The sequence below is a fragment of the Streptomyces sp. NPDC004051 genome (assembly GCF_053604275.1).
Map to the genome: position 1 here is coordinate 3,381 of NZ_JBSGHG010000045.1, position 18,157 is coordinate 21,537.

Sequence of the window (18,157 nt, forward strand, 5' to 3'; positions counted from 1 at the left end):
ACCTCTGGGACCTCTGGGACCACCGACCCCCCAAGACCTCTGGAACCCCCAGAACCTCCCGAGATTCCCGGCACCTCTGGGACCTCTGGGACCACCGACCCCCCAAGACCTCTGGAACCCCCAGAACCTCCCGAGATTCCCGGCACCTCTGGGACCTCTGGGACCACCGAGACCTTCAGAACCCCGGCCCCCTGGAACCCCCTGGAACCCCCGGGACCCCTGGGACCCCTGGGACCCCCGATCCCTTCAGCACCCCCGGCCCCCTGGAACCTTCAGAACTCCCGGAGTCCCTGGAGCTTTCGAAGCCCTCGAAGCCCCCGGAGCTCTCAGAACCCCCGAAAACGCCGAAGGGGCCGGAGTAAGTCTTCGGCCCCTTCGTGCTGTTCTCGTGCGGGTCACGCCCAGAGCTGGCCCTGGAGCGTGTCGATGGCTTCCTCCGTCGTGGCGGCGGTGTAGACGCCGGTCGACAGGTACTTCCAGCCGCCGTCGGCGACGACGAAGGCGACGTCGGCGGACTCCCCCGCCTTGAGTGCCTTGTTCGCGACGCCGATCGCGGCGTGCAGGGCGGCACCGGTGGAGACCCCGGCGAAGATGCCTTCCTGCTGGAGGAGTTCACGGGTACGGGTGACCGCGTCGGCGGAGCCGACCGAGAAGCGGGTGGTGAGGACGGAGGCGTCGTACAGCTCGGGGACGAAGCCCTCGTCGAGGTTGCGCAGTCCGTAGACCAGGTCGTCGTAGCGCGGTTCGGCGGCGACGATCTTCACGTCCGGCTTGTGCTCGCGCAGGTAGCGGCCGACGCCCATGAGGGTGCCGGTGGTGCCGAGGCCGGCCACGAAGTGGGTGATCGAGGGGAGGTCGGCGAGGATCTCCGGGCCGGTGGTCGCGTAGTGGGCGCCCGCGTTGTCGGGGTTCCCGTACTGGTAGAGCATCACCCAGTCCGGGTGTTCGGCGGAGATCTCCTTGGCCACCCGTACGGCGGTGTTGGAGCCGCCCGCGGCCGGGGAGGAGATGATCTCCGCACCCCACATGGCGAGCAGCTCGCGGCGCTCCTGGGAGGTGTTCTCGGGCATCACGCACACCATGCGGTAGCCCTTGAGCTTGGCGGCCATCGCCAGGGAGATGCCCGTGTTGCCGGACGTCGGCTCCAGGATGGTGCAGCCCGGGGTGAGCCGGCCGTCCTTCTCCGCCTGCTCGATCATGAACAGGGCCGGGCGGTCCTTGATCGAGCCGGTCGGGTTGCGGTCCTCGAGCTTCGCCCAGATACGGACGTCGGCGGACGGCGACAGCCGCGGCAGGCCCACCAGGGGGGTGTTGCCCACCGCGGCCAGCGGCGAGTCGTAACGCATCCGGGATCAGGCCGCGCCGCCGGCCACGGCCGGCAGGATCGTGACGCTGTCGCCGTCGGACAGCTTGGTGTTGATGCCGTCCAGGAAGCGGACGTCCTCGTCGTTGAGGTACACGTTGACGAAGCGGCGCAGCTGGTCGCCGTTGCTGTCGTCGACGAGGCGGGCCCTGATGCCCGTGTGCCGGGTCTCGAGGTCGGCGAAGAGGTCGGTGAGAGTCTCCCCGGTGCCCTCCACCGCCTTCTGGCCGTCGGTGTACTGGCGGAGGATGGTCGGGATACGGACCTCGATGGCCATAACAGAGGGCTCCTGTCGGTTGTGTCGTCTGGTCGGCGGGCGCGCGGCGGCGCAGGGGTGCGTGAGCGTGCCCACGCGGTGGGGTCGCCGGGGCTCACGGGCCGTTCGGCGGAAGCTCGGTGTCAACAGATGGCACTGGCGAGTCTGCACAGGTCGACGTGCAGCCGCGCCACGAGCAGCTTGCCCGGCGTCTTGTCGCTCACGTCGTGGAGAACCATGAGTTCATCGTATCGATTCCCGATGACGGGAACCGAGTGCCGTCTCATGCTTCGGATGGTTGACGACCGGGATGTGGGAATGCGCAGATCGGGGCGTCAGTACGCCTCGACGATCTTGACTTCCTCCTCGGTGACCTCGCCGTTCACGATGCGGAACGAGCGGAACTGGAACTCGCCGAGGCCGTCGAGGTCGGCGGTGGAGACCAGGACGTAGTGGGCGCCGGGCTCGCTGGCGAGGTCGATGTCGGTGCGGGAGGGGTGGGCCTCGGTCGCGGTGTGCGAGTGGTAGACGATCACCGGTTCCTCGTCGTTGTCGTCCATCTCGCGGTACAGCTTGAGCAGGTCCTTCGAGTCGAACTCGTAGAACGTGGGCGAGCGGGCCGCGTTCAGCATGGGGATGAAACGCTCGGGGCGGCCCGAGCCCACGGGGCCCGCCACCACACCGCACGCCTCGTCGGGGTGGTCCTTGTGCGCGTGGGCGACGATCTGGTCGTGCAGAGCCCGGGTAATGGTCAGCATGAGCCTCAGGATAAGCAGACGGGCCGTCCCGTACCGAAGGGTGGTACGGGACGGCCCGGATGCCGGACGTGAGGGGTGCGGGGCGCCCGGTTGCCCGGGATGTCCGGCGCTAGCCGCCGATCTTCTCGAACTCCGGTTCGCGGCCCCCGGTGATCCGCGGGTTGCGGCTCTTGAGGACCATCCAGCCGGTCCCCAGGACGAGGGCCCAGCCGGCCATCACGTAGAGGCAGATCCTGGCTTCCGCGTCGAGCGCGATGAGGGCGGTGACGAAGAGCAGGAACACGATGGCGATGTAGGAGCACACCGAGCCGCCGGGCGCCGGGAAGGGGGAGGCGGGCAGCCGGCCCGCGACCACCTTGCGGCGGTAGAGGATGTGGCTGATCAGGATCATCAGCCAGGTCCAGATGCCGGCCGCCGTGGCGATGGAGGTGACGTAGCCGAACGCCTTCTCCGGGACGACGTAGTTCAGGACGACGCCGATGCCCATGAAGACCACCGAGGTGGCGATGCCGAGCGCCGGGGTCTTGGTGGAGGACAGCCGCTGGTAGATCCGCGGGGCCTCGCCGTTCTCCGCGAGGCTGCGCAGCATGCGGCCCGTGGAGTACATCCCGGAGTTGCACGAGGACAGGGCGGCGGTCAGGACGACGAAGTTGACGATGCCGGCACCGGCCGGGATGCCGATGACCGCGAACGCCTTGACGAAGGGGCTGGCGTCGGCGGAGAACTCGGTCCACTTCACCACGCACAGGATGACGGTGAGGGCGCCGACGTAGAACAGGGCGATCCGCCAGGGGAGGGTGTTGATCGCCTTGGGGAGCGTCTTCTCCGGGTTCTTGGACTCGCCGGCGGTGACGCCGACGAGTTCGATGGCGAGGTAGGCGAACATGACGCCCTGCAGGGTCATCAGGGACGATCCGACGCCCTTGGGGAAGAAGCCGTCGAAGGCCCAGAGGTTGGAGACGGCGGCGGTGTCCCCGGCAGCGCTGAAGCCGAAGGTGAGCACGCCCAGCCCGATCACGATCATGCCGATGATGGCGGTGACCTTGACCATCGAGAACCAGAACTCGATCTCGCCGAACAGCTTCACCGAGATGAGGTTGGCCCCGAAGAGGAGGATCAGGAAGACCAGGGCGGTGACCCACTGCGGGATCTGCGGGAACCAGTAGTTGATGTAGATCGCGGCGGCCGTGAGTTCGGCCATACCGATGACGATCCACATCAGCCAGTACGTCCAGCCGGTGAAGTAGCCGAAGAACGGGCCGAGGAACTCCCGCGAGTACTCGGCGAAGGAACCCGAGACCGGGCGGTAGAGCAGGAGCTCGCCGAGCGCCCGCATGATGAAGAAGATGATCACGCCCGCGAGGGCGTACATGACGATCAGGCTGGGCCCGGCCTTGGCGATGTTCGCCCCGGCTCCCAGGAAGAGACCGACGCCGATGGCGCCGCCGATGGCGATCATCTGGACCTGGCGGCCGTTGAGTCCGCGCTCGTACCCTTCGCCGGATACGGACTCCGTGTCGACCTGCGGTGAGGCCATGTGTCGTGCGCCTTTCTCCATGCCGATCCGGGCCGCTGGTGGGCCCCGGGTCGGGTCTCGGTCCCCCCCGGACTGATGGAGCTGAGCGGGTCCGCTCGTGCCTGGCCGGCGGTGGCCGGCTCGGTGGCGCACCCGGCGGACGTACAGGTGGTGTTCACCGGGCGGTCGTGCAGATTTATCACGGCCGCACCACTGATCAGCAGCGATTCGTGGCGTACATCACAGGAGGAAACGGGCGAACGTCACTCGGGAAGCGCATAGGAGGCGGAAGCCTTGACAGGATCATCACGTGGGCTTGAGTGTTCTCTGAGCGAACACGTCAGCGGACTTTTCCGAACATACCGACCAGTTGCACGGCATGGGCGGCGTCGCTCCGCCGAAAGTGTGGCGCCGCACCTCGACGGGCGCGGCGCGCCTACGGCATGAGGGTCGCGACGAGGGTTTCCTGAAGGCCGCCGAGCCACAGGTACGCCATCACCATGGGCTTGCGCGGGTCCTCGTCCGGGAGGCGGAAGAGGAGCTCGGTGTCGTCCTCGTCGTCGATCTCCAGCCGGGAGCCGATCGCCAGGCGCAGGTCGTTCAGCGCGCCGAGCCACCGCCGGGACTCCGCGGCCGAGAGCTTCAGCACCGCCCCGCCCTCACCGGCCGCGGTGAGCTCGTCCAGGGAGCGGATCACCGCGAGGGCGTTGTCGCGCTTGCCGGCCCGCAGGTCGTTCTCGGTGAAGCGGCGGAACTCCGCGGAGTGCGCCCGCTGCTCCTCGGTGTCCTTGAGGGAGGCGGGTTCCTCGGGGTCGCCGTAGGCGTCCGGGAAGAGCCGGCGCAGCACCGGGTCGGTGGGCGGCTCGCTCGGGCCCTCGGCGAAGAGTCCGGCGAACGGGTCCTCGGGGACGTCCTCGGCCGGACCGGGGCCGAGGAGCTCCATGAGCTGCACGGCCAGGGAGCGGATGATGGAGATCTCGACGTCGTCGAGGGCGACGGCCGCGCCGCCGTCGGGGAGCGGTTCGAAGTGTCCTGACATGGAGGCGATTCGCTACTTCCGGTCACGCGGGCGGGGGCGGGTCGGGTCCGGCGGGGTCACTTCCGGTCCTGCTGGAGGGTGGCCCACAGGCCGTAGCCGTGCATGGCCTGGACGTCGCGTTCCATTTCCTCGCGCGTGCCGCTGGAGACGACCGCCCGGCCCTTGTGGTGGACGTCGAGCATGAGCTTGGTGGCCTTGTCCTTGGAGTAGCCGAAGTACGTCTGGAAGACGTACGTCACATAGCTCATGAGGTTGACCGGGTCGTTGTGGACGATGGTGATCCAGGGGACGTCGGGCTCGGGTACGGCGAAGGCCTCTTCCGCCGGCTCGGTGCGTTCGATCTCCAGGGGTGCGGGTGACGTCACAGTGCCCATGCTGCCACCGGAAGGCGTCAGGAGCACAAACCGGCCCGCGCGGGCCGTCATACGTCCTGGTTTCACCCGGAATTCCCTCCGGGGCCGACCTCGGACCGATCCCGGACCGGCCCCGGACCGACTCCGGCCGGTCTGCGACGGGACAGAAATCGTCAGAGTGACGAAATGGGGGTAGCATTCGTCGTATGAACACAGCGGACCTTGGGCTGCCGGTGACGGTGCCGTCGACGGCGCTCTTCACCGACCACTACGAGCTGACGATGCTGCAGGCCGCCCTGAACGGCGGCACCGCCGACCGGCGCAGCGTGTTCGAGGTCTTCACCCGGCGCCTGCCGGACGGCCGCCGCTACGGCGTGGTGGCCGGTACCGGGCGGGTCCTGGACGCGGTGGAGAACTTCCGTTTCGACGGGGCCGTCCTCGACTTCCTGCGCGAGAAGGACGTCGTCGACGGGCGGACCCTCGACTGGCTGGCCGACTACCGCTTCTCCGGGGACATCTGGGGCTACCCGGAGGGCGAGGTGTACTTCCCGGGCTCGCCGATCATGCGGGTGGAGGGCAGCTTCGCGGAGTGCGTGCTGCTGGAGACCGTGATCCTGTCGATCCTCAACCACGACTCGGCGATCGCCGCGGCGGCCTCCCGGATGACCTCCGCCGCCGGGGACCGGCCGCTGATCGAGATGGGCGCCCGGCGCACCCACGAGCTGGCCGCGGTGGCCGCCTCCCGGGCCGCGTACCTCGGCGGCTTCACCTCCACCTCGGACCTGGCGGCCGGCTTCCGCTACAACATCCCGACCGTGGGCACCTCCGCACACGCCTTCACTCTGCTGCACGACACCGAGCGGGACGCCTTCCGGGCGCAGGTCGACTCCCTCGGCGGCGGTACGACGCTGCTGGTGGACACCTACGACGTGGCCGAGGCGGTCCGCGCGGCCGTCGAGGTCGCCGGGCCGGAGCTGGGCGCCGTACGGATCGACTCCGGCGACCTGCTGCTGGTGGCGCACCGGGTGCGGCAGCAGCTGGACGAGCTGGGCGCCACCGGTACGAGGATCCTGGTGACCTCCGACCTGGACGAGTACGCCATCGCCTCCCTGGCCGCCGCGCCGGTGGACGCGTACGGCGTCGGCACCCAGCTGGTGACCGGCTCCGGGCACCCGACGGCCTCCATGGTCTACAAGCTGGTCGCCCGCGCCGAGTCCGCCGACCCCGAGGCGCCGCTGGTGCCGGTGGCGAAGAGGTCCACCGGCGGCAAGACCTCCGTCGGCGGCCGCAAGTGGGCCGCGCGGCGGCTGGACGAGTACGGCGTCGCCGAGGCCGAGGTGGTCGGCACCGGACGGGTGCCCGACGCCCTGGCCGACCGGCAGCTGCTGGTGGAACTGGTCAAGGGCGGCGAGGTGACCGGGACCGCGCGCGAGCCGCTGGACGTGCTCCGCGAGCGGCACCGGGCGGCCCGCGCCAACCTGCCGCTCTCCGCGACCCAGCTCTCCCGGGGGGAACCCGTCATTCCCACGGAGTACGCGCACGAGGGCTCGGGTAGCTAGAACCGCGTGTCCCGCCGCACCCGCCGCACCCACCGCGCGCACGGCTCCCCGGCCGGGACCCCGGCCCTTCGTGCCGCACCCCTGTCCACACCGTTCCACATTCGATTCTGCGTTTGATCCTGCGTTTGATCCCGTGTTCCGCGGGCCCGGAGCCTCACCGGCCGGGTCCGCTCCCCGCCCGACCCCACAGCCGGAGGACTCCGACCATGCGCCGCGCCTTGATCGTCGTCGACGTGCAGAACGACTTCTGCGAGGGGGGCAGCCTCGCCGTCACCGGTGGCGCCGACGTGGCCGCCGCCATCACCGAGCTGATCGCGCAGGCCCCCGCCCCGGCCGGCTACCGGCACGTGGTGGCCACCCGCGACCACCACATCGCCCCCGGCGGCCACTTCGCCGACCGCCCCGACTACGTCAGCTCCTGGCCCGCGCACTGCGTCGCCGGGACGGAGGGCGCCGCCTTCCACCCGAACTTCGCCCCCGTGGTCGGCTCCGGAGCGGTCGACGCCGTCTTCGACAAGGGGGCGTACTCGGCGGCGTACAGCGGCTTCGAGGGGACCGACGAGAACGGTGTGACGCTGGCCGACTGGCTGCGGGAGCGGCAGATCGACGAGGTGGACGTGGTGGGCATCGCCACCGACCACTGCGTGCGCGCGACCGCGCTGGACGCCGTCCGCGAGGGCTTCCGCGCCCGGGTCCTGCTCGACCTCACCGCCGGGGTGGCCGCGCAGACCACCGAGCGGGCGCTCGAGGAGCTGCGCGGAGCGGGTGTGGAGCTCTCGGGGAAGCCGGTCGTGCAGTAGGCGTGCGGTGGTCGCGCGGTGACCGTGCGGCGACCGCGCGACCGCCGGGTCAGGCGGGGGCCGCGGGGCTTCTGAGCAGCGCCCTGATCGGATGCCACAGCTCCACGGCCGGCGCGGTGCCGGCCAGGACGCCGCTGCCGGGCGCCGTGCGCCAGATCAGCCCGTCGGGATGGTGCAGCACCGCGGTGATCTCGTCGGGGCTCGGCGGGGCCGCGTTGCCCCGCAGGTAGACGGCGCGCAGACCCAGGTTGCGCAGCCTGGTCAGGGCGCGCGCCCGGTTGCCCGCGTGCACGAGGAAGCGCACCGAGCCGGCGGGGCCGGCGGCGGGGCTGGGCAGGTTCAGCGCCACCACCACGGTGCCGTTCGGCAGCTTGCAGAAACCTCCTGCGGCCATGGATGTCATACCCCCGTGGGACCAGGTGTCAATAAGAAAGCCACAGGACGCACCTAAACACGGATCGGCGGCAACCCGCCAGGGGGCCGCCGCCGATCACGCTCTGACCTGCGAAAACGCTGTTTACCTGGTCGCTCGGCCCACCTCGAGGTGGATCGTCGAGCCGTTTCCGGACTCCTTGACGATCTTGATCTTGGTGTTGGTGTCAGTGATCCGGACACCGCCGGTCGGGTTCGTCTCGTCGTAGTAGGTGTGGGTCCGGTCGTTGAAGACCGGCACCCCCTTCGAGGAGCGGATCTTGGTCGCGACGCCGTTCTTGTGCAGCGTGATGCCGTCCGTGCGGAACGTGCTGAACGGGGCGTCGTAGGTCTGGATGCGGTTGCGCATCAGCGTGCCGTCGGACCACTTCAGCGCGGTCGGGTGCGAGTCGACCGGCAGGATCAGGCCCCTGCCCGGGTGGCGGCTGGTGTTGTTGTCGACCTGGGAGGTGTCCCACTTCCAGATCAACAGGCCGTTCTGGTAAGGGAAGTGCTCCACCCAGTCCGGACGGCTGTCCGCGAAGCCGAAGTTGTACGGGCCGGCCTTCAACGTCTTGTCGTACGACACGTACTGGCGGTTCTCGGCGATGTAGTACTGCGCGTAGTCCTTGGTGAAGGACGCGCCGATGCGGGAGAAGCCCTTCGCCGTCCAGGCGGCGTCCGCGGTCTCCGCGTCGTCCGTGAACAGGGCGGCGCCGTCCGCGGTGACCGAGATCCGGTCGGCCGCGAAGCCCTTCATCGCCAGGCCGCCGTCGGTCTGGTAGCGGAAGCGCAGGTCGATCCGCCGGCCGGCGTAGGCGTCCAGCGGGTACGCCAGCGGCTGGTAGCCGTCGACCGTGCCGTGCAGGGCCGGCTTGTCGCTGCCGTCGCGCGGGATCGGCCGGCCGTCGACCGTGCCGTCCAGGGCGGTCCAGTTGGCGCCGCCGTCGGTGGAGACCTCGGCGTAGAGGAAGTCGTAGTCGGACTCGATCTCGTACCAGCCATCGAGGGTCAGCTCGGCCGACGCCTTGCCGGTGAGGTCCACGGAACGGGTCAGCGTGTTCCTCAGGTCGTCACCGCTGCCGCTCCACCACTGGGTCTCGCCCTCGGCCGGGACGACGACCTCGGTGGTGACCGCCTTCTCGGGCAGCTCGACCACGAGGGCCTGCTTGTCGCGGGTGTTGTACTCGGCGGGGCCCAGCTTGTGCTTCGACTTCGTCGCGGCCCTGGCCGTGTCGTAGTCCAGCCAGCCCAGTTGGAGCTTGTCCCAGGCGGTCATGTCGCCGGGCAGGTCGCCGATCTCGTTCTTGCCGGTGCCGAGCCAGGAACCGGAGGACATCAGGGTCCAGAAACCGGTGGAGTTCTCGCCGCCCGCGGTGTCGTAGTGGTCCGGCAGGCCGAGGTCGTGGCCGTACTCGTGGGCGAAGACGCCGAGTCCGCCGTTCTCCGGCTGGATGGTGTAGTCGCCGACCCAGACGCCGGTGTCGCCGATCTGGGTGCCGCCGAGCTTGTTCTGCTCGGGTCCGGTGGCGCCGGCGTCGGTGCCGAAGGCGTACCAGCGGTGGGCCCAGATCGCGTCCTCGCCCTGGGCGCCGCCGCCGGCGGACTCGTCCTCACCGGCGTGCACGATCTGGAAGTGGTCGATGTAGCCGTCGGGCTCGTTGAAGTCGCCGTCGCCGTCGTGGTCGTAGCGGTCCCACTGGTCGTACTCGGCGAGATCGGCCCTGATCTCGGCGCCGGTCCGGCCGGCCGCCTTCTGGTCGTCGACCCAGGCGTTGACTCCGTCCTGCACCACGAACCAGGCGCAGTTGTCGGGGACGCACTGGTTGGAGCCGTAACGGGCCTCGTTGTAGGGGACCTTGACCCAGTCGGAGACCGCGCCCTCGACCGAGTAGCGGCCCGAGGACTGCTTCTCGAAGTACGTCTTGACCGACTCGACACCCTTGCCGGTGCCGAAGTACATGTCCTCGAAGTGCTTCCGGTCGTAGTCCGCCTGCCACGCGGTGGAGTTGTCCACGCGGCGGTCCGGCTCGGCTATCTCGTTGTGCAGCGGGCCGGGGGTGCCGCCGTAACGGCTGTCGACCCTGTCGCCGAACTCGACCAGGATCGTGAAGATCCTGTCGGTCTTCTCCCGGCCGAGCTCGACGTACTTGCCGGTGCCCTTCTTGCCCTTGCCCTTGAGTTCGACGACCTTCGAACCGTCCCGGTTCTTGACCGACGCCTGGCCTGATATGACCTGGTTCAGGGCTTCTTCGCGCTGTGCCGCCTGCGTCTTGGAGAGCGGTCCCGCGAGGTCGTGCTCCACGTGCTGGTGCTCCGCCGGGTCCTGTCGGTCCACGGTGGCGGGCCGGTCGGCCCGGTCGGCCGTGTCGGCCTGGGCCACGGTGAACGCAGAGCAGGTGGCGGTGACCGCCGCGAGCGCCACGCCCGTCGCGGCCGCTCTGAACGTCCAGGGTCTACTGGTCACTTGAGATCCCCTCCCGCGTTCGTGCGCGCGAAAGCGGGTCCGGGTGATGGATGGTCGCGCACACGTGATCAACGCGTGTAGTCAAGTGACCACATTTGACTAAAGGTTCAGCAGAAAAAACAGATCTTGACTTGAACAGGTCAACTGCATTATGCGGAGGGACGGCCGGCTTCGCGGGCCCGCCGGGCACGGTCGTGCGGACGGCATGACTCCGTGCGCCCCCTGTGCACCGGACCTGTCGGTCAGGTCACGCTTACTCTGCGTTCCGCTCGGGCACTCTCGCCGTTAGAGTCGCTTGGCGGCACACCGTTGAGCCGGTGGAAAGCCAGGCCGACAGCCCCCGACCTCCGAGGACACGATGGCCATGCCCCGTCCGACTGTCGCTCAGCTCGCCTACGGTTCGTGCACCGTGGTCTTCTCCACCCTCACCATGCTGCTGTTGTTCCAGACGAGTTCGGGCGCGGGTATCGCGCTCGTCGCCGTCGTGGCGCTCGCCCTCGGCCTGCTGGTGGCCATGACGGTGCCGCTCTCCGGGCGCACCCGTCCCGCCCCGGTGGCGCGGTCCGCGCCGCAGCCGCCGGCACGGGTGACCGTGCCGTCACCGGCGGCCGCGCGGACCCGCGAGGCGGTGCGGGAGCGGGCTGCCTCCTGACGGAGTGCCGAGCCGGCCTCGAGCCGGCCCGGCGTCACCCCGTGCTCACCACGACCGTCTTGGCCGCCTTGTCGTGCAGGCCCTGCTTGTAGGGTCGGTCGAAGAAGCTCCAGCCGCCCGCGATCACGGTCCAGACGCAGGCGCAGCAGAACGCGAACGGCAGCCAGAGCACGGCGGCACGGATCAGCGACGTCTGCGTGGACGGGGTCGCGCCGTCGGACAGGTCGGCCACCCTCAGTTTCAGCCACTTCTTACCGAGGGTCTGCCCCGTGCGGGCCGTCATGAAGGTGTCGTAGCCGGTGTAGAGGACCGCGGCGATGAGGGACTGGGCGAAGGACTTCCCCGCGTTGAGCTGGTCGCCGTTCACGCTGTACTGGCTCACCCCGAAGGGCCAGGTGAGCAGCCAGAGGACGATGCCCACGAGGATCATGTCGATGATGCGGGCGAGGGTGCGCCTGCCGCTGTCGGCGAGCGGCGGCATTCCCGCGAGGGGGTCGGTGGGACCGGGCCCGTAGGGGCTGCCACCGCCGTACGGACCTCCGCCGCCCTCGCCGTACGGGCCGCCGCCCTCGTACGAGCCGCCGCCCTCGCCCTGGTGCGGCGGCGGGGGCTGCTTCTTGAACGGGTCGTCGTCCGGCGGCTGCTGACCGGAGCCGGGGGGCGGTTCGGTGCTCATGGCCCGAGTCGACCGCGAACCCCCCGGCGCCGCATCCGGCGAGCCGCCGTCCGGAGTACCGGCGCCGGGACGACCGTCGGAAGCGTTCCGGCGGAAGGATTCCGGCGGAAAAAGCCCTAGCCCGCGACGAACGTGTGCGCGACCTTGTCGTGCCAGCACTGCCGCCACGGCTTGTCGAACAGACACCACAGGACGCCCACCACACCGATGACGAGCAGTCCGGGGATGCTGTAGACCAGCCAACGGCGCAGGGCCGCGCCCCACTCCGGTGTCTCGTGGCCCTCGATGTCCCGTACCTCGAGCCCCAGCAGCTTCTTGCCCAGGGTGCGGCCCCATTTGACGGTGGGCAGCACCTCGTAGAGGACGCCGCCGACCAGGAGCACCGCGAGGACGATGCCGAGGTAGACCGACGTGGTGCCGTCGAGCAGCCACACCGTGACGGTCTCGCCGGACAGTTTGGCCGCGTCGATCTTCGCTGTGAGGTGATCCGCCGCCGCGATGCCGAGCGGCACGGCGGCCACCGCGGTGACCCCGCCGAGCAGGACCGTGTCCAGCAGCCGCGCGGCCAGCCGCTTGCCGAGTCCGGCCGGCCGGGCCGAGGCCCGGCGTCTGGCGGCGGCCTGGAACACGTCCTCGACCGGTGGCTTCCACGGCGCGGGCGGCTGCTCGCCCCCGTCCGCACGCCGGTGCGCCTGCTGCGCCCAGGAGGACTGCCCCCCGCCGGGACCGCTCGACAGCGGCCCGGCTGCCGGGGCCTGAGCGGCAGCGGGGGTGGGGCTGGGAGCGGGAGCCGGAGCGGCGGCCTGTGGAGGGACCCCCGGGGCGGCGGCGGCCGGACTCCCCCTCTCCGCCTGGGCGGCGGCGCGGGCGGCACGCGCGGCGGCGGCCTTCCCGGCCCCGAAACCGGGCCCCCCGGAGGAACCCTTGCGCGGGCCGACGGCGCGGAAGGTCACGGTGCCCTCGTCCGCCGGGGCACCGCCGGAGGAAGGTGCGGACCCCGAAGAGGCGGCGGGTGCGGCGGGCGGCTGAGCCGTCGGCGGACGGAACGCGGACCGGTCGTCCACGGGCGTCCCACCGGCGTCCGGAGCGGGGGCGGCGTGCGGCACTCTCGGGTCCGCGCCCCAGGAGACCCGGCGGTCCTGGTCGCCGCCGAAGCCCGACTGGCGGGAGCGGTCGGCACCCCAGGCGGAGGCGGGCTCGGGCCGGCTGCCGTGCTGGGACTCGGCCGGGGAGGGAGCCGGGAAAGGGGACGGTTCGTCGGCCGGGTCCTCGTCGAAGAAGTGCGGGCCGGTCTCCTCGACGGGGGGCACCGCCGGGGCGGTACCGGCGGACGACGCCGGCGCGAGGGGCGCGCCGCCGCCCTCCGGTGCCGGACGGCTCGTGCCCGGCACCCAGGCGGCACCGTTCCAGTACCGGACGTATCCGGGAATGGACGGGTCCGGGTAATAGCCTTCGCGCGGCGTGTCGTCGCCGGGGGCCGGGGTGGGGGCGCTCATGTCCGTCGTCCCGTATCTGCTCGGGGGTGGGTCGGGGGCACCACATCTATCAGACGGGCGCAGGCACCACCGCCCGTCCGGCCGGAGCCACCCCTTTCGGGCACCGATCTGGTAAAGCGACGAAAAACCTTTCGTACCGGTGCGGCAGGGAAGGACGGTGCGGACAGCGGCTGTTCAGAAGAGCTTGCCCGGGTTCAGGAGGTTCAGCGGGTCGAAGGTCCGTTTGACGGCCCGCTGCATCTCCAGGCCCACCGGGCCGATCTCGCGTGCCAGCCACTCCCTCTTCAGGACGCCGACGCCGTGCTCGCCGGTGATGGTGCCGCCGAGTTCCAGGCCGAGGGCCATGATCTCGTCGAAGGACTCGCGGGCGCGGCGCGACTCCTCGGCGTCCCGGGCGTCGAAGCAGACCGTCGGATGGGTGTTGCCGTCCCCCGCGTGGGCGACGACTCCGATGGTGAGCCGGTACTTCTCGGAGATCCGTTCGACGCCGTCGATGAGTTCGGCGAGCCGGGAGCGGGGCACGCACACGTCGTCGATCATCGTGGTGCCCTTGACCGCCTCCAGCGCGGGCAGGGACAGCCGCCGGGCCTTGAGCAGCAGTTCGGACTCGGCGGTGTCGTCGGCCGGTACGACCTGGGTGGCTCCGGCGGCCTCGCAGAGCGCGCCGAGGGCGGCGAGGTCGGCGGTGGGGTCGGCGGTGTCGAAGGCCGCGAGCAGCAGGGCCTCGGTGCTCTCGGGGAGGCCCATGCGGGCCATGTCGTTGACGGCCTTGACCGTGGTGCGGTCCATGAGTTCGAGGAGGGAGGGGACGTGCCCGCCGGCCATGATGCGGCACACCGCGTCGCAGGCGGCGGCGGAGGAGGCGAACTCGGCGGCCAGGACGAGCTGCTCGGGCGGTTCGGGCCGCAGGGCGAGGATCGCGCGCACGACGATGCCGAGGGAGCCCTCGGAACCGACGAACAGGCGGGTCAGGTCGTACCCGGCGACGCCCTTGGCGGTGCGGCGGCCGGTGGACATCAGGCGGCCGTCGGCGAGGACCACGTCGAGGCCGAGCACGTACTCGGCGGTGACCCCGTACTTCACGCAGCACAGCCCGCCGGAGGCGGTGCCGATGTTGCCGCCGATGGTGCACGTCTCCCAACTGGAGGGGTCGGGCGGGTAGGAGAGGCCGTGCTCGCCGACGGCCCGGGAGAGGGTGGCGTTGACGACGCCGGGTTCGACGACGGCGATCCGGTCGACGGGGTTGATCTCCAGGATGGCGTCCATCCTGGTCAGGGAGAGCACGATGCACCCGTCGGTCGCGTTGGCGGCGCCGGACAGGCCGGTGCGGGCGCCCTGCGGGACGACCGGGACGCGCAGCGCGGTGGCGGTGCGCATGACGTGCTGGACCTGTTCGACCGTGCGGGGCAGGACGACCACCGCCGGGCTGCCGGCCGGGCAGAAGCTCGCCATGTCGTTGGCGTAGGAGGCCGTGATGTCGGGGTCGGTGAGCACCGCTCCGGGCGGCAGGCCGCCGAGCAGGCGGTCGACGAGGCTGTCGGCCGGCACCGTGTCTTCATCGCGTCGCGCTTCGATACGGCTCACGATCACAGCGTGACACCCGGGGCCATCGGTGTGAACCCCGCGTACGGCACCCGGTGGTAAGCCGTGGTGAGCCGGGGTGTGGTTCGTCGTATCGGCAGATGATGTGACGCACAGTGTGCGCCATGGACGACAAGCCACGAGAGACCCGCGAGCCGGACGCGGCCCCTGCGCACGGCGGCACCCGTCGGCGGGTGAACCGCCGGATGCTGCTCGGCTCGGTCGCCGGGTGCGCCGTGATCGGCGGGGTGCTGGTGCTGCTGCCGTGGGGGAACGGGGCGGACGGGCCTGTGGAACCGGCGCCGGGGGCGCCGGCCCTGGCGGCGGTCGCCAGCGGCGTGCCGGCGTCGCTGCCCGAGCTGGAGAGCCTGATCGCGGAGCGGCAGCGGCATCTGGAGAAGCATCCGCAGGACGCGGAGGCCTGGACGGTGCTCGGGACGGCCCGGGTGGAGCAGGGGCGGCGGCTCGCGGACCCCGCGCACTACCCGCGGGCCGAGAAGGCGCTGCGCACCTCGCTGCGGGTGCGGGCGAAGGCCAACGCCGGGGCGCTGCGCGGGATGGCGGTGCTGGCGAACGCCCGCCGCGACTACCCCGCCGCCCGCGAGTGGGGCGAGCGGGCGCTGAGGCTGGAGCCGGAGCGGTGGACGACGTATCCGCCGCTGATCGAGGCGTATGCCGGGCTCGGCGACAACGGGGCGGCGGAGAAGATGCTGGACCGGCTGGAGGCACTGCGGTCCGGACCGGTCGTGATGGCCCGGGCGGCGGCCCTGCACCGGGACAAGGGCCGCCGGGAGGACGCGGCGGCCCAGCTGTCCGACGCCGCCGCGGCCGCCGGGGAACCCGCCGAGCGGGCCGGGTATCTGGAGCGGGCCGGGCAGCTGGCCTGGGAACGCGGCGACCGGGAGGACGCGCTGCGGCACTTCCGGGAGGCGCTGCGGATCGACCCGGACCAGCGGGCGGCGCAGGCGGGGCAGGGCAGGGCGCTGGCCGCGCTCGGCCGGACCACGGAGGCGATCGACGCCTACCGGGCGGCGCTGGCGCGGCAGCCGCGGCCGGAGTACGCGCTGGAACTGGGCGAGTTGTACGCGTCGCTGGGGATGCGGCAGGCGGCCCGGGACCAGTACGACCTGCTGCGCGAGCGGGCGCGGGCGGCCGCCGCGCACGGGGTCGACGAGGACCTGGTCCTCGGGCGGCTCGAAGCCGACCACGGGGACCCCGGGACCGCGGTGCGGCTGCTGCGGGCGGAGTGGAAGCGGCAGCCGTCGGCGGAGGTGGCCGACGCGCTGGGCTGGGCGCTGCACCGGTCGGGGAGGTACGAGGAGGCGCTGGAGTACGCGGTGCGGGCGACGGAGGTGACGAAGGGCGGGGTGCGCACCGCCCCGCACCTCTTCCACCGGGGCATGATCGAGGGGCAGCTGGACATGCACGGGCCGGCGCGGCGGCATCTGCGGGAGGCGATGGCGCTCAACCCGTACTTCTCCCCGCTCCGGGTGCCACTGGCCCGGGCGGCACTGGAGCGGCTGGGCGAACCGCCCGTCGACGGACCGCCCGCCTGGGCGGAGGAGGCCGAGAGGGCCGAAGAGGCCAGGGAAGCCAGAAGGGCCGAGGAGGCCGAGCAGGCGGAGAGGGCCGAAAGGGCGGAGAGAGAGGAGAGGGCGGAGAGGGCCAGGGAGGCCGAAAGGGCCCAGGAAGCCGAGAGGGCCAAGGAAACCGAGGAAGCCAGGAAGGCCGAGCAAGCGAGGAAGGCCGAGCACGCCGAAAGGGCCAGGGCGGCCGAGCAGGCCGAGAGAGCTGCGAGGGCGAAGGAAGCCGAGAGGGCGGAGGAAGCCGAGAGGGCCGAAAGGGCCAGGGCGGCCGAAGAGGCCGAGAGAACCGAGAGGGCCGAGACGCCCGAGACGGCCGAAAGGGCCGGGGCAGCCGAAGAGCTCACGGGAGCCGAAGAGGCTGAAGCGGGCTGAGGCGGGGTCGGCCGGTGGGGCGTCGGATGCGGGGGTCCCGCGTCCGGCGCCCCGCCGGCCGAACCGGCCGGTCACAGGTTGCCGCGGCGCTCCTGCTCCCGCTCGATCGCCTCGAACAGGGCCTTGAAGTTGCCCTTGCCGAAGCCCATGGAGCCGTGCCGTTCGATGATCTCGAAGAACACGGTCGGCCGGTCCTGGACCGGCTTGGTAAAGATCTGCAGCAGATAGCCGTCCTCGTCCCGGTCGGCGAGGATCTTCAGCTCGCGCAGGGTCTCGACGGGCACCCGGGTGTCGCCGACCCACTCGCCGAGGGTGTCGTAGTACGAGTCCGGGGTGTCCAGGAACCGCACACCGGCCGCGCGCATCTGCCGGACCGTCTGCACGATGTCGTTGGTGTTGAGCGCGATGTGCTGGACGCCGGCGCCGCCGTAGAACTCCAGGTACTCGTCGATCTGGGACTTCTTCTTGGCGACGGCGGGCTCGTTGATCGGGAACTTGACCTTGAGCGTGCCGTCGGCGACCACCTTCGACATCAGCGCGCTGTACTCGGTGGCGATGTCGTCGCCCACGAACTCCTTCATGTTCGTGAAGCCCATGACCTTGTTGTAGAACGCGACCCACTCGTTCATCCGGCCGAGCTCCACGTTGCCCACGCAGTGGTCGACGGCCTGGAAGAAGCGCTGGGCCGGCGGTTCGACGATCGGGTCGGCGGCGACGTAACCGGGCAGGTAGGGACCGTCGTAGCCGGTGCGCTCGACCAGCGTGTGGCGGGTCTCGCCGTAGGTGGCGATCGCGGCGAGGACGACGGTGCCGTGCTCGTCCTTCATCTCGTACGGCTCGGCGAGGGAGCGGGCGCCGTGCTCGACGGCGTAGGCGTACGCGGCGCGCGCGTCCGGGACCTCGATGGCGAGGTCGACGACGCCGTCGCCGTGCGCGGCCACGTGGTCGGCGAGGAAGGCGCCCCACTCGGTGGACTGCTTGACCACCGAGGTGAGGACGAAGCGGGCGGAGCCGCTCTCCAGGACGTAGCTCGCGGTCTCGCGGCTGCCGTTCTCCGGTCCGGAGTAGGCGACCAGCTTCATGCCGAAGGCGGTGGAGTAGTAGTGCGCCGCCTGCTTGGCGTTGCCCACGGCGAAGACGACCGCGTCCATTCCCTTGACCGGGAAGGGGTCGGCCTGCCGGGCGGTCGCGTCGGGAGTGAGGTGTGTGGTCTGCGTCATAGGTGCAGGGTGGGCCAGCCCTGCAAGGTGCGCAATAGTTTGCCCGTTCACT

The 18,157-nt window shown here is 71.0% G+C and carries 16 protein-coding genes and 1 pseudogene; 4 read left to right on the top strand and 13 right to left on the bottom strand.

Translation table 11 applies throughout. The annotated features are described in order from the left end of the window. Positions 1 to 395: 395 nt before the first annotated feature. From ACWEQO_RS30695 to clpS, 7 genes are all read right to left on the bottom strand, one after another. On the bottom strand, positions 396 to 1,346 hold the full coding sequence (locus ACWEQO_RS30695; RefSeq protein ID WP_109378356.1) for a PLP-dependent cysteine synthase family protein: 951 nt from the start codon (positions 1,344 to 1,346) through the stop codon (positions 396 to 398). A 6-nt stretch (positions 1,347 to 1,352) separates the two neighbouring features. Then, on the bottom strand, positions 1,353 to 1,640 hold the full coding sequence (locus tag ACWEQO_RS30700) for a MoaD/ThiS family protein (protein WP_361448971.1): 288 nt from the start codon (positions 1,638 to 1,640) through the stop codon (positions 1,353 to 1,355). 122 nt (positions 1,641 to 1,762) lie between these two features. Further along, positions 1,763 to 1,858: a putative leader peptide gene (locus ACWEQO_RS30705; protein WP_323056066.1), complete on the bottom strand. Its 96-nt coding sequence runs from the start codon at positions 1,856 to 1,858 to the stop codon at positions 1,763 to 1,765. Between the two features lie 96 nt (positions 1,859 to 1,954). After that, the gene (locus ACWEQO_RS30710) at positions 1,955 to 2,377 is read right to left on the bottom strand and encodes a Mov34/MPN/PAD-1 family protein (RefSeq protein WP_452985995.1); all 423 of its coding nucleotides are present in this window, start codon (positions 2,375 to 2,377) and stop codon (positions 1,955 to 1,957) included. Positions 2,378 to 2,486: 109 nt separating this feature from the next. Beyond that, positions 2,487 to 3,914: an amino acid permease gene (locus tag ACWEQO_RS30715; protein ID WP_452985996.1), complete on the bottom strand. Its 1,428-nt coding sequence runs from the start codon at positions 3,912 to 3,914 to the stop codon at positions 2,487 to 2,489. A gap of 415 nt (positions 3,915 to 4,329) precedes the next feature. After that, positions 4,330 to 4,932: a DUF2017 domain-containing protein gene (locus ACWEQO_RS30720; protein ID WP_361448959.1), complete on the bottom strand. Its 603-nt coding sequence runs from the start codon at positions 4,930 to 4,932 to the stop codon at positions 4,330 to 4,332. Between the two features lie 56 nt (positions 4,933 to 4,988). Beyond that, a complete protein-coding gene (gene clpS, locus ACWEQO_RS30725; RefSeq protein WP_361448956.1) occupies positions 4,989 to 5,306 on the bottom strand; it encodes an ATP-dependent Clp protease adapter ClpS in 318 nt (105 codons plus the stop codon). Positions 5,307 to 5,491: 185 nt separating this feature from the next. On the opposite strand from clpS, the gene ACWEQO_RS30730 reads away from it, so the two are divergent. Continuing rightward, positions 5,492 to 6,844, top strand: coding sequence for a nicotinate phosphoribosyltransferase (locus tag ACWEQO_RS30730; RefSeq protein ID WP_361448953.1), 1,353 nt, complete (start codon positions 5,492 to 5,494; stop codon positions 6,842 to 6,844). Between the two features lie 206 nt (positions 6,845 to 7,050). Further along, on the top strand, positions 7,051 to 7,644 hold the full coding sequence (locus ACWEQO_RS30735; protein WP_361448950.1) for a nicotinamidase: 594 nt from the start codon (positions 7,051 to 7,053) through the stop codon (positions 7,642 to 7,644). A 49-nt stretch (positions 7,645 to 7,693) separates the two neighbouring features. Here the strand turns inward: ACWEQO_RS30735 and ACWEQO_RS30740 are convergent, their stop codons facing one another. Both ACWEQO_RS30740 and ACWEQO_RS30745 read right to left on the bottom strand, forming a co-directional pair. Beyond that, on the bottom strand, positions 7,694 to 8,038 hold the full coding sequence (locus ACWEQO_RS30740) for a hypothetical protein (protein ID WP_361448947.1): 345 nt from the start codon (positions 8,036 to 8,038) through the stop codon (positions 7,694 to 7,696). Positions 8,039 to 8,161: 123 nt separating this feature from the next. Then, the gene (locus ACWEQO_RS30745; RefSeq protein WP_452985997.1) at positions 8,162 to 10,522 is read right to left on the bottom strand and encodes an immune inhibitor A domain-containing protein; all 2,361 of its coding nucleotides are present in this window, start codon (positions 10,520 to 10,522) and stop codon (positions 8,162 to 8,164) included. 358 nt (positions 10,523 to 10,880) lie between these two features. Here ACWEQO_RS30745 and ACWEQO_RS30750 point away from each other — a divergent pair, with 358 nt between their 5' ends. After that, complete coding sequence (locus tag ACWEQO_RS30750) at positions 10,881 to 11,174, top strand: hypothetical protein (protein ID WP_452985998.1); 294 nt, start codon at positions 10,881 to 10,883, stop codon at positions 11,172 to 11,174. 34 nt (positions 11,175 to 11,208) lie between these two features. Here ACWEQO_RS30750 and ACWEQO_RS30755 read toward each other — a convergent pair whose 3' ends face one another. The 3 genes from ACWEQO_RS30755 to ACWEQO_RS30765 all read right to left on the bottom strand — a co-directional run bounded on the left by ACWEQO_RS30755 (position 11,209) and on the right by ACWEQO_RS30765 (position 14,936). Next, complete coding sequence (locus tag ACWEQO_RS30755; protein WP_452985999.1) at positions 11,209 to 11,850, bottom strand: RDD family protein; 642 nt, start codon at positions 11,848 to 11,850, stop codon at positions 11,209 to 11,211. 116 nt (positions 11,851 to 11,966) lie between these two features. Continuing rightward, positions 11,967 to 13,346, bottom strand: a complete 1,380-nt coding sequence (locus ACWEQO_RS30760; protein ID WP_452986000.1) for an RDD family protein — start codon at positions 13,344 to 13,346, stop codon at positions 11,967 to 11,969. A 174-nt stretch (positions 13,347 to 13,520) separates the two neighbouring features. Next, a complete protein-coding gene (locus ACWEQO_RS30765; protein ID WP_452986001.1) occupies positions 13,521 to 14,936 on the bottom strand; it encodes an FAD-binding oxidoreductase in 1,416 nt (471 codons plus the stop codon). Between the two features lie 116 nt (positions 14,937 to 15,052). Here ACWEQO_RS30765 and ACWEQO_RS30770 point away from each other — a divergent pair. Continuing rightward, positions 15,053 to 16,477 (top strand): annotated as a pseudogene (locus ACWEQO_RS30770) (tetratricopeptide repeat protein); the annotation flags it as partial. A gap of 479 nt (positions 16,478 to 16,956) precedes the next feature. On the opposite strand, the gene hppD reads toward ACWEQO_RS30770, so the two are convergent. After that, complete coding sequence (gene hppD / locus ACWEQO_RS30775; protein WP_361448929.1) at positions 16,957 to 18,105, bottom strand: 4-hydroxyphenylpyruvate dioxygenase; 1,149 nt, start codon at positions 18,103 to 18,105, stop codon at positions 16,957 to 16,959. Positions 18,106 to 18,157 lie beyond the last annotated feature (52 nt).

Bases quoted from the DNA above. Each gene is read 5' to 3' on its own strand.
- ACWEQO_RS30695 (WP_109378356.1), bottom strand. From the start codon at position 1,346: ATGCGTTACGACTCGCCGCTGGCCGCGGTGGGCAACACCCCCCTGGTG.
- ACWEQO_RS30700 (WP_361448971.1), bottom strand. From the start codon at position 1,640: ATGGCCATCGAGGTCCGTATCCCGACCATCCTCCGCCAGTACACCGAC.
- ACWEQO_RS30705 (WP_323056066.1), bottom strand. From the start codon at position 1,858: ATGGTTCTCCACGACGTGAGCGACAAGACGCCGGGCAAGCTGCTCGTG.
- ACWEQO_RS30710 (WP_452985995.1), bottom strand. From the start codon at position 2,377: ATGCTGACCATTACCCGGGCTCTGCACGACCAGATCGTCGCCCACGCG.
- ACWEQO_RS30715 (WP_452985996.1), bottom strand. From the start codon at position 3,914: ATGGCCTCACCGCAGGTCGACACGGAGTCCGTATCCGGCGAAGGGTAC.
- ACWEQO_RS30720 (WP_361448959.1), bottom strand. From the start codon at position 4,932: ATGTCAGGACACTTCGAACCGCTCCCCGACGGCGGCGCGGCCGTCGCC.
- clpS (WP_361448956.1), bottom strand. From the start codon at position 5,306: ATGGGCACTGTGACGTCACCCGCACCCCTGGAGATCGAACGCACCGAG.
- ACWEQO_RS30730 (WP_361448953.1), top strand. From the start codon at position 5,492: ATGAACACAGCGGACCTTGGGCTGCCGGTGACGGTGCCGTCGACGGCG.
- ACWEQO_RS30735 (WP_361448950.1), top strand. From the start codon at position 7,051: ATGCGCCGCGCCTTGATCGTCGTCGACGTGCAGAACGACTTCTGCGAG.
- ACWEQO_RS30740 (WP_361448947.1), bottom strand. From the start codon at position 8,038: ATGGCCGCAGGAGGTTTCTGCAAGCTGCCGAACGGCACCGTGGTGGTG.
- ACWEQO_RS30750 (WP_452985998.1), top strand. From the start codon at position 10,881: ATGGCCATGCCCCGTCCGACTGTCGCTCAGCTCGCCTACGGTTCGTGC.
- ACWEQO_RS30755 (WP_452985999.1), bottom strand. From the start codon at position 11,850: ATGAGCACCGAACCGCCCCCCGGCTCCGGTCAGCAGCCGCCGGACGAC.
- ACWEQO_RS30760 (WP_452986000.1), bottom strand. From the start codon at position 13,346: ATGAGCGCCCCCACCCCGGCCCCCGGCGACGACACGCCGCGCGAAGGC.
- hppD (WP_361448929.1), bottom strand. From the start codon at position 18,105: ATGACGCAGACCACACACCTCACTCCCGACGCGACCGCCCGGCAGGCC.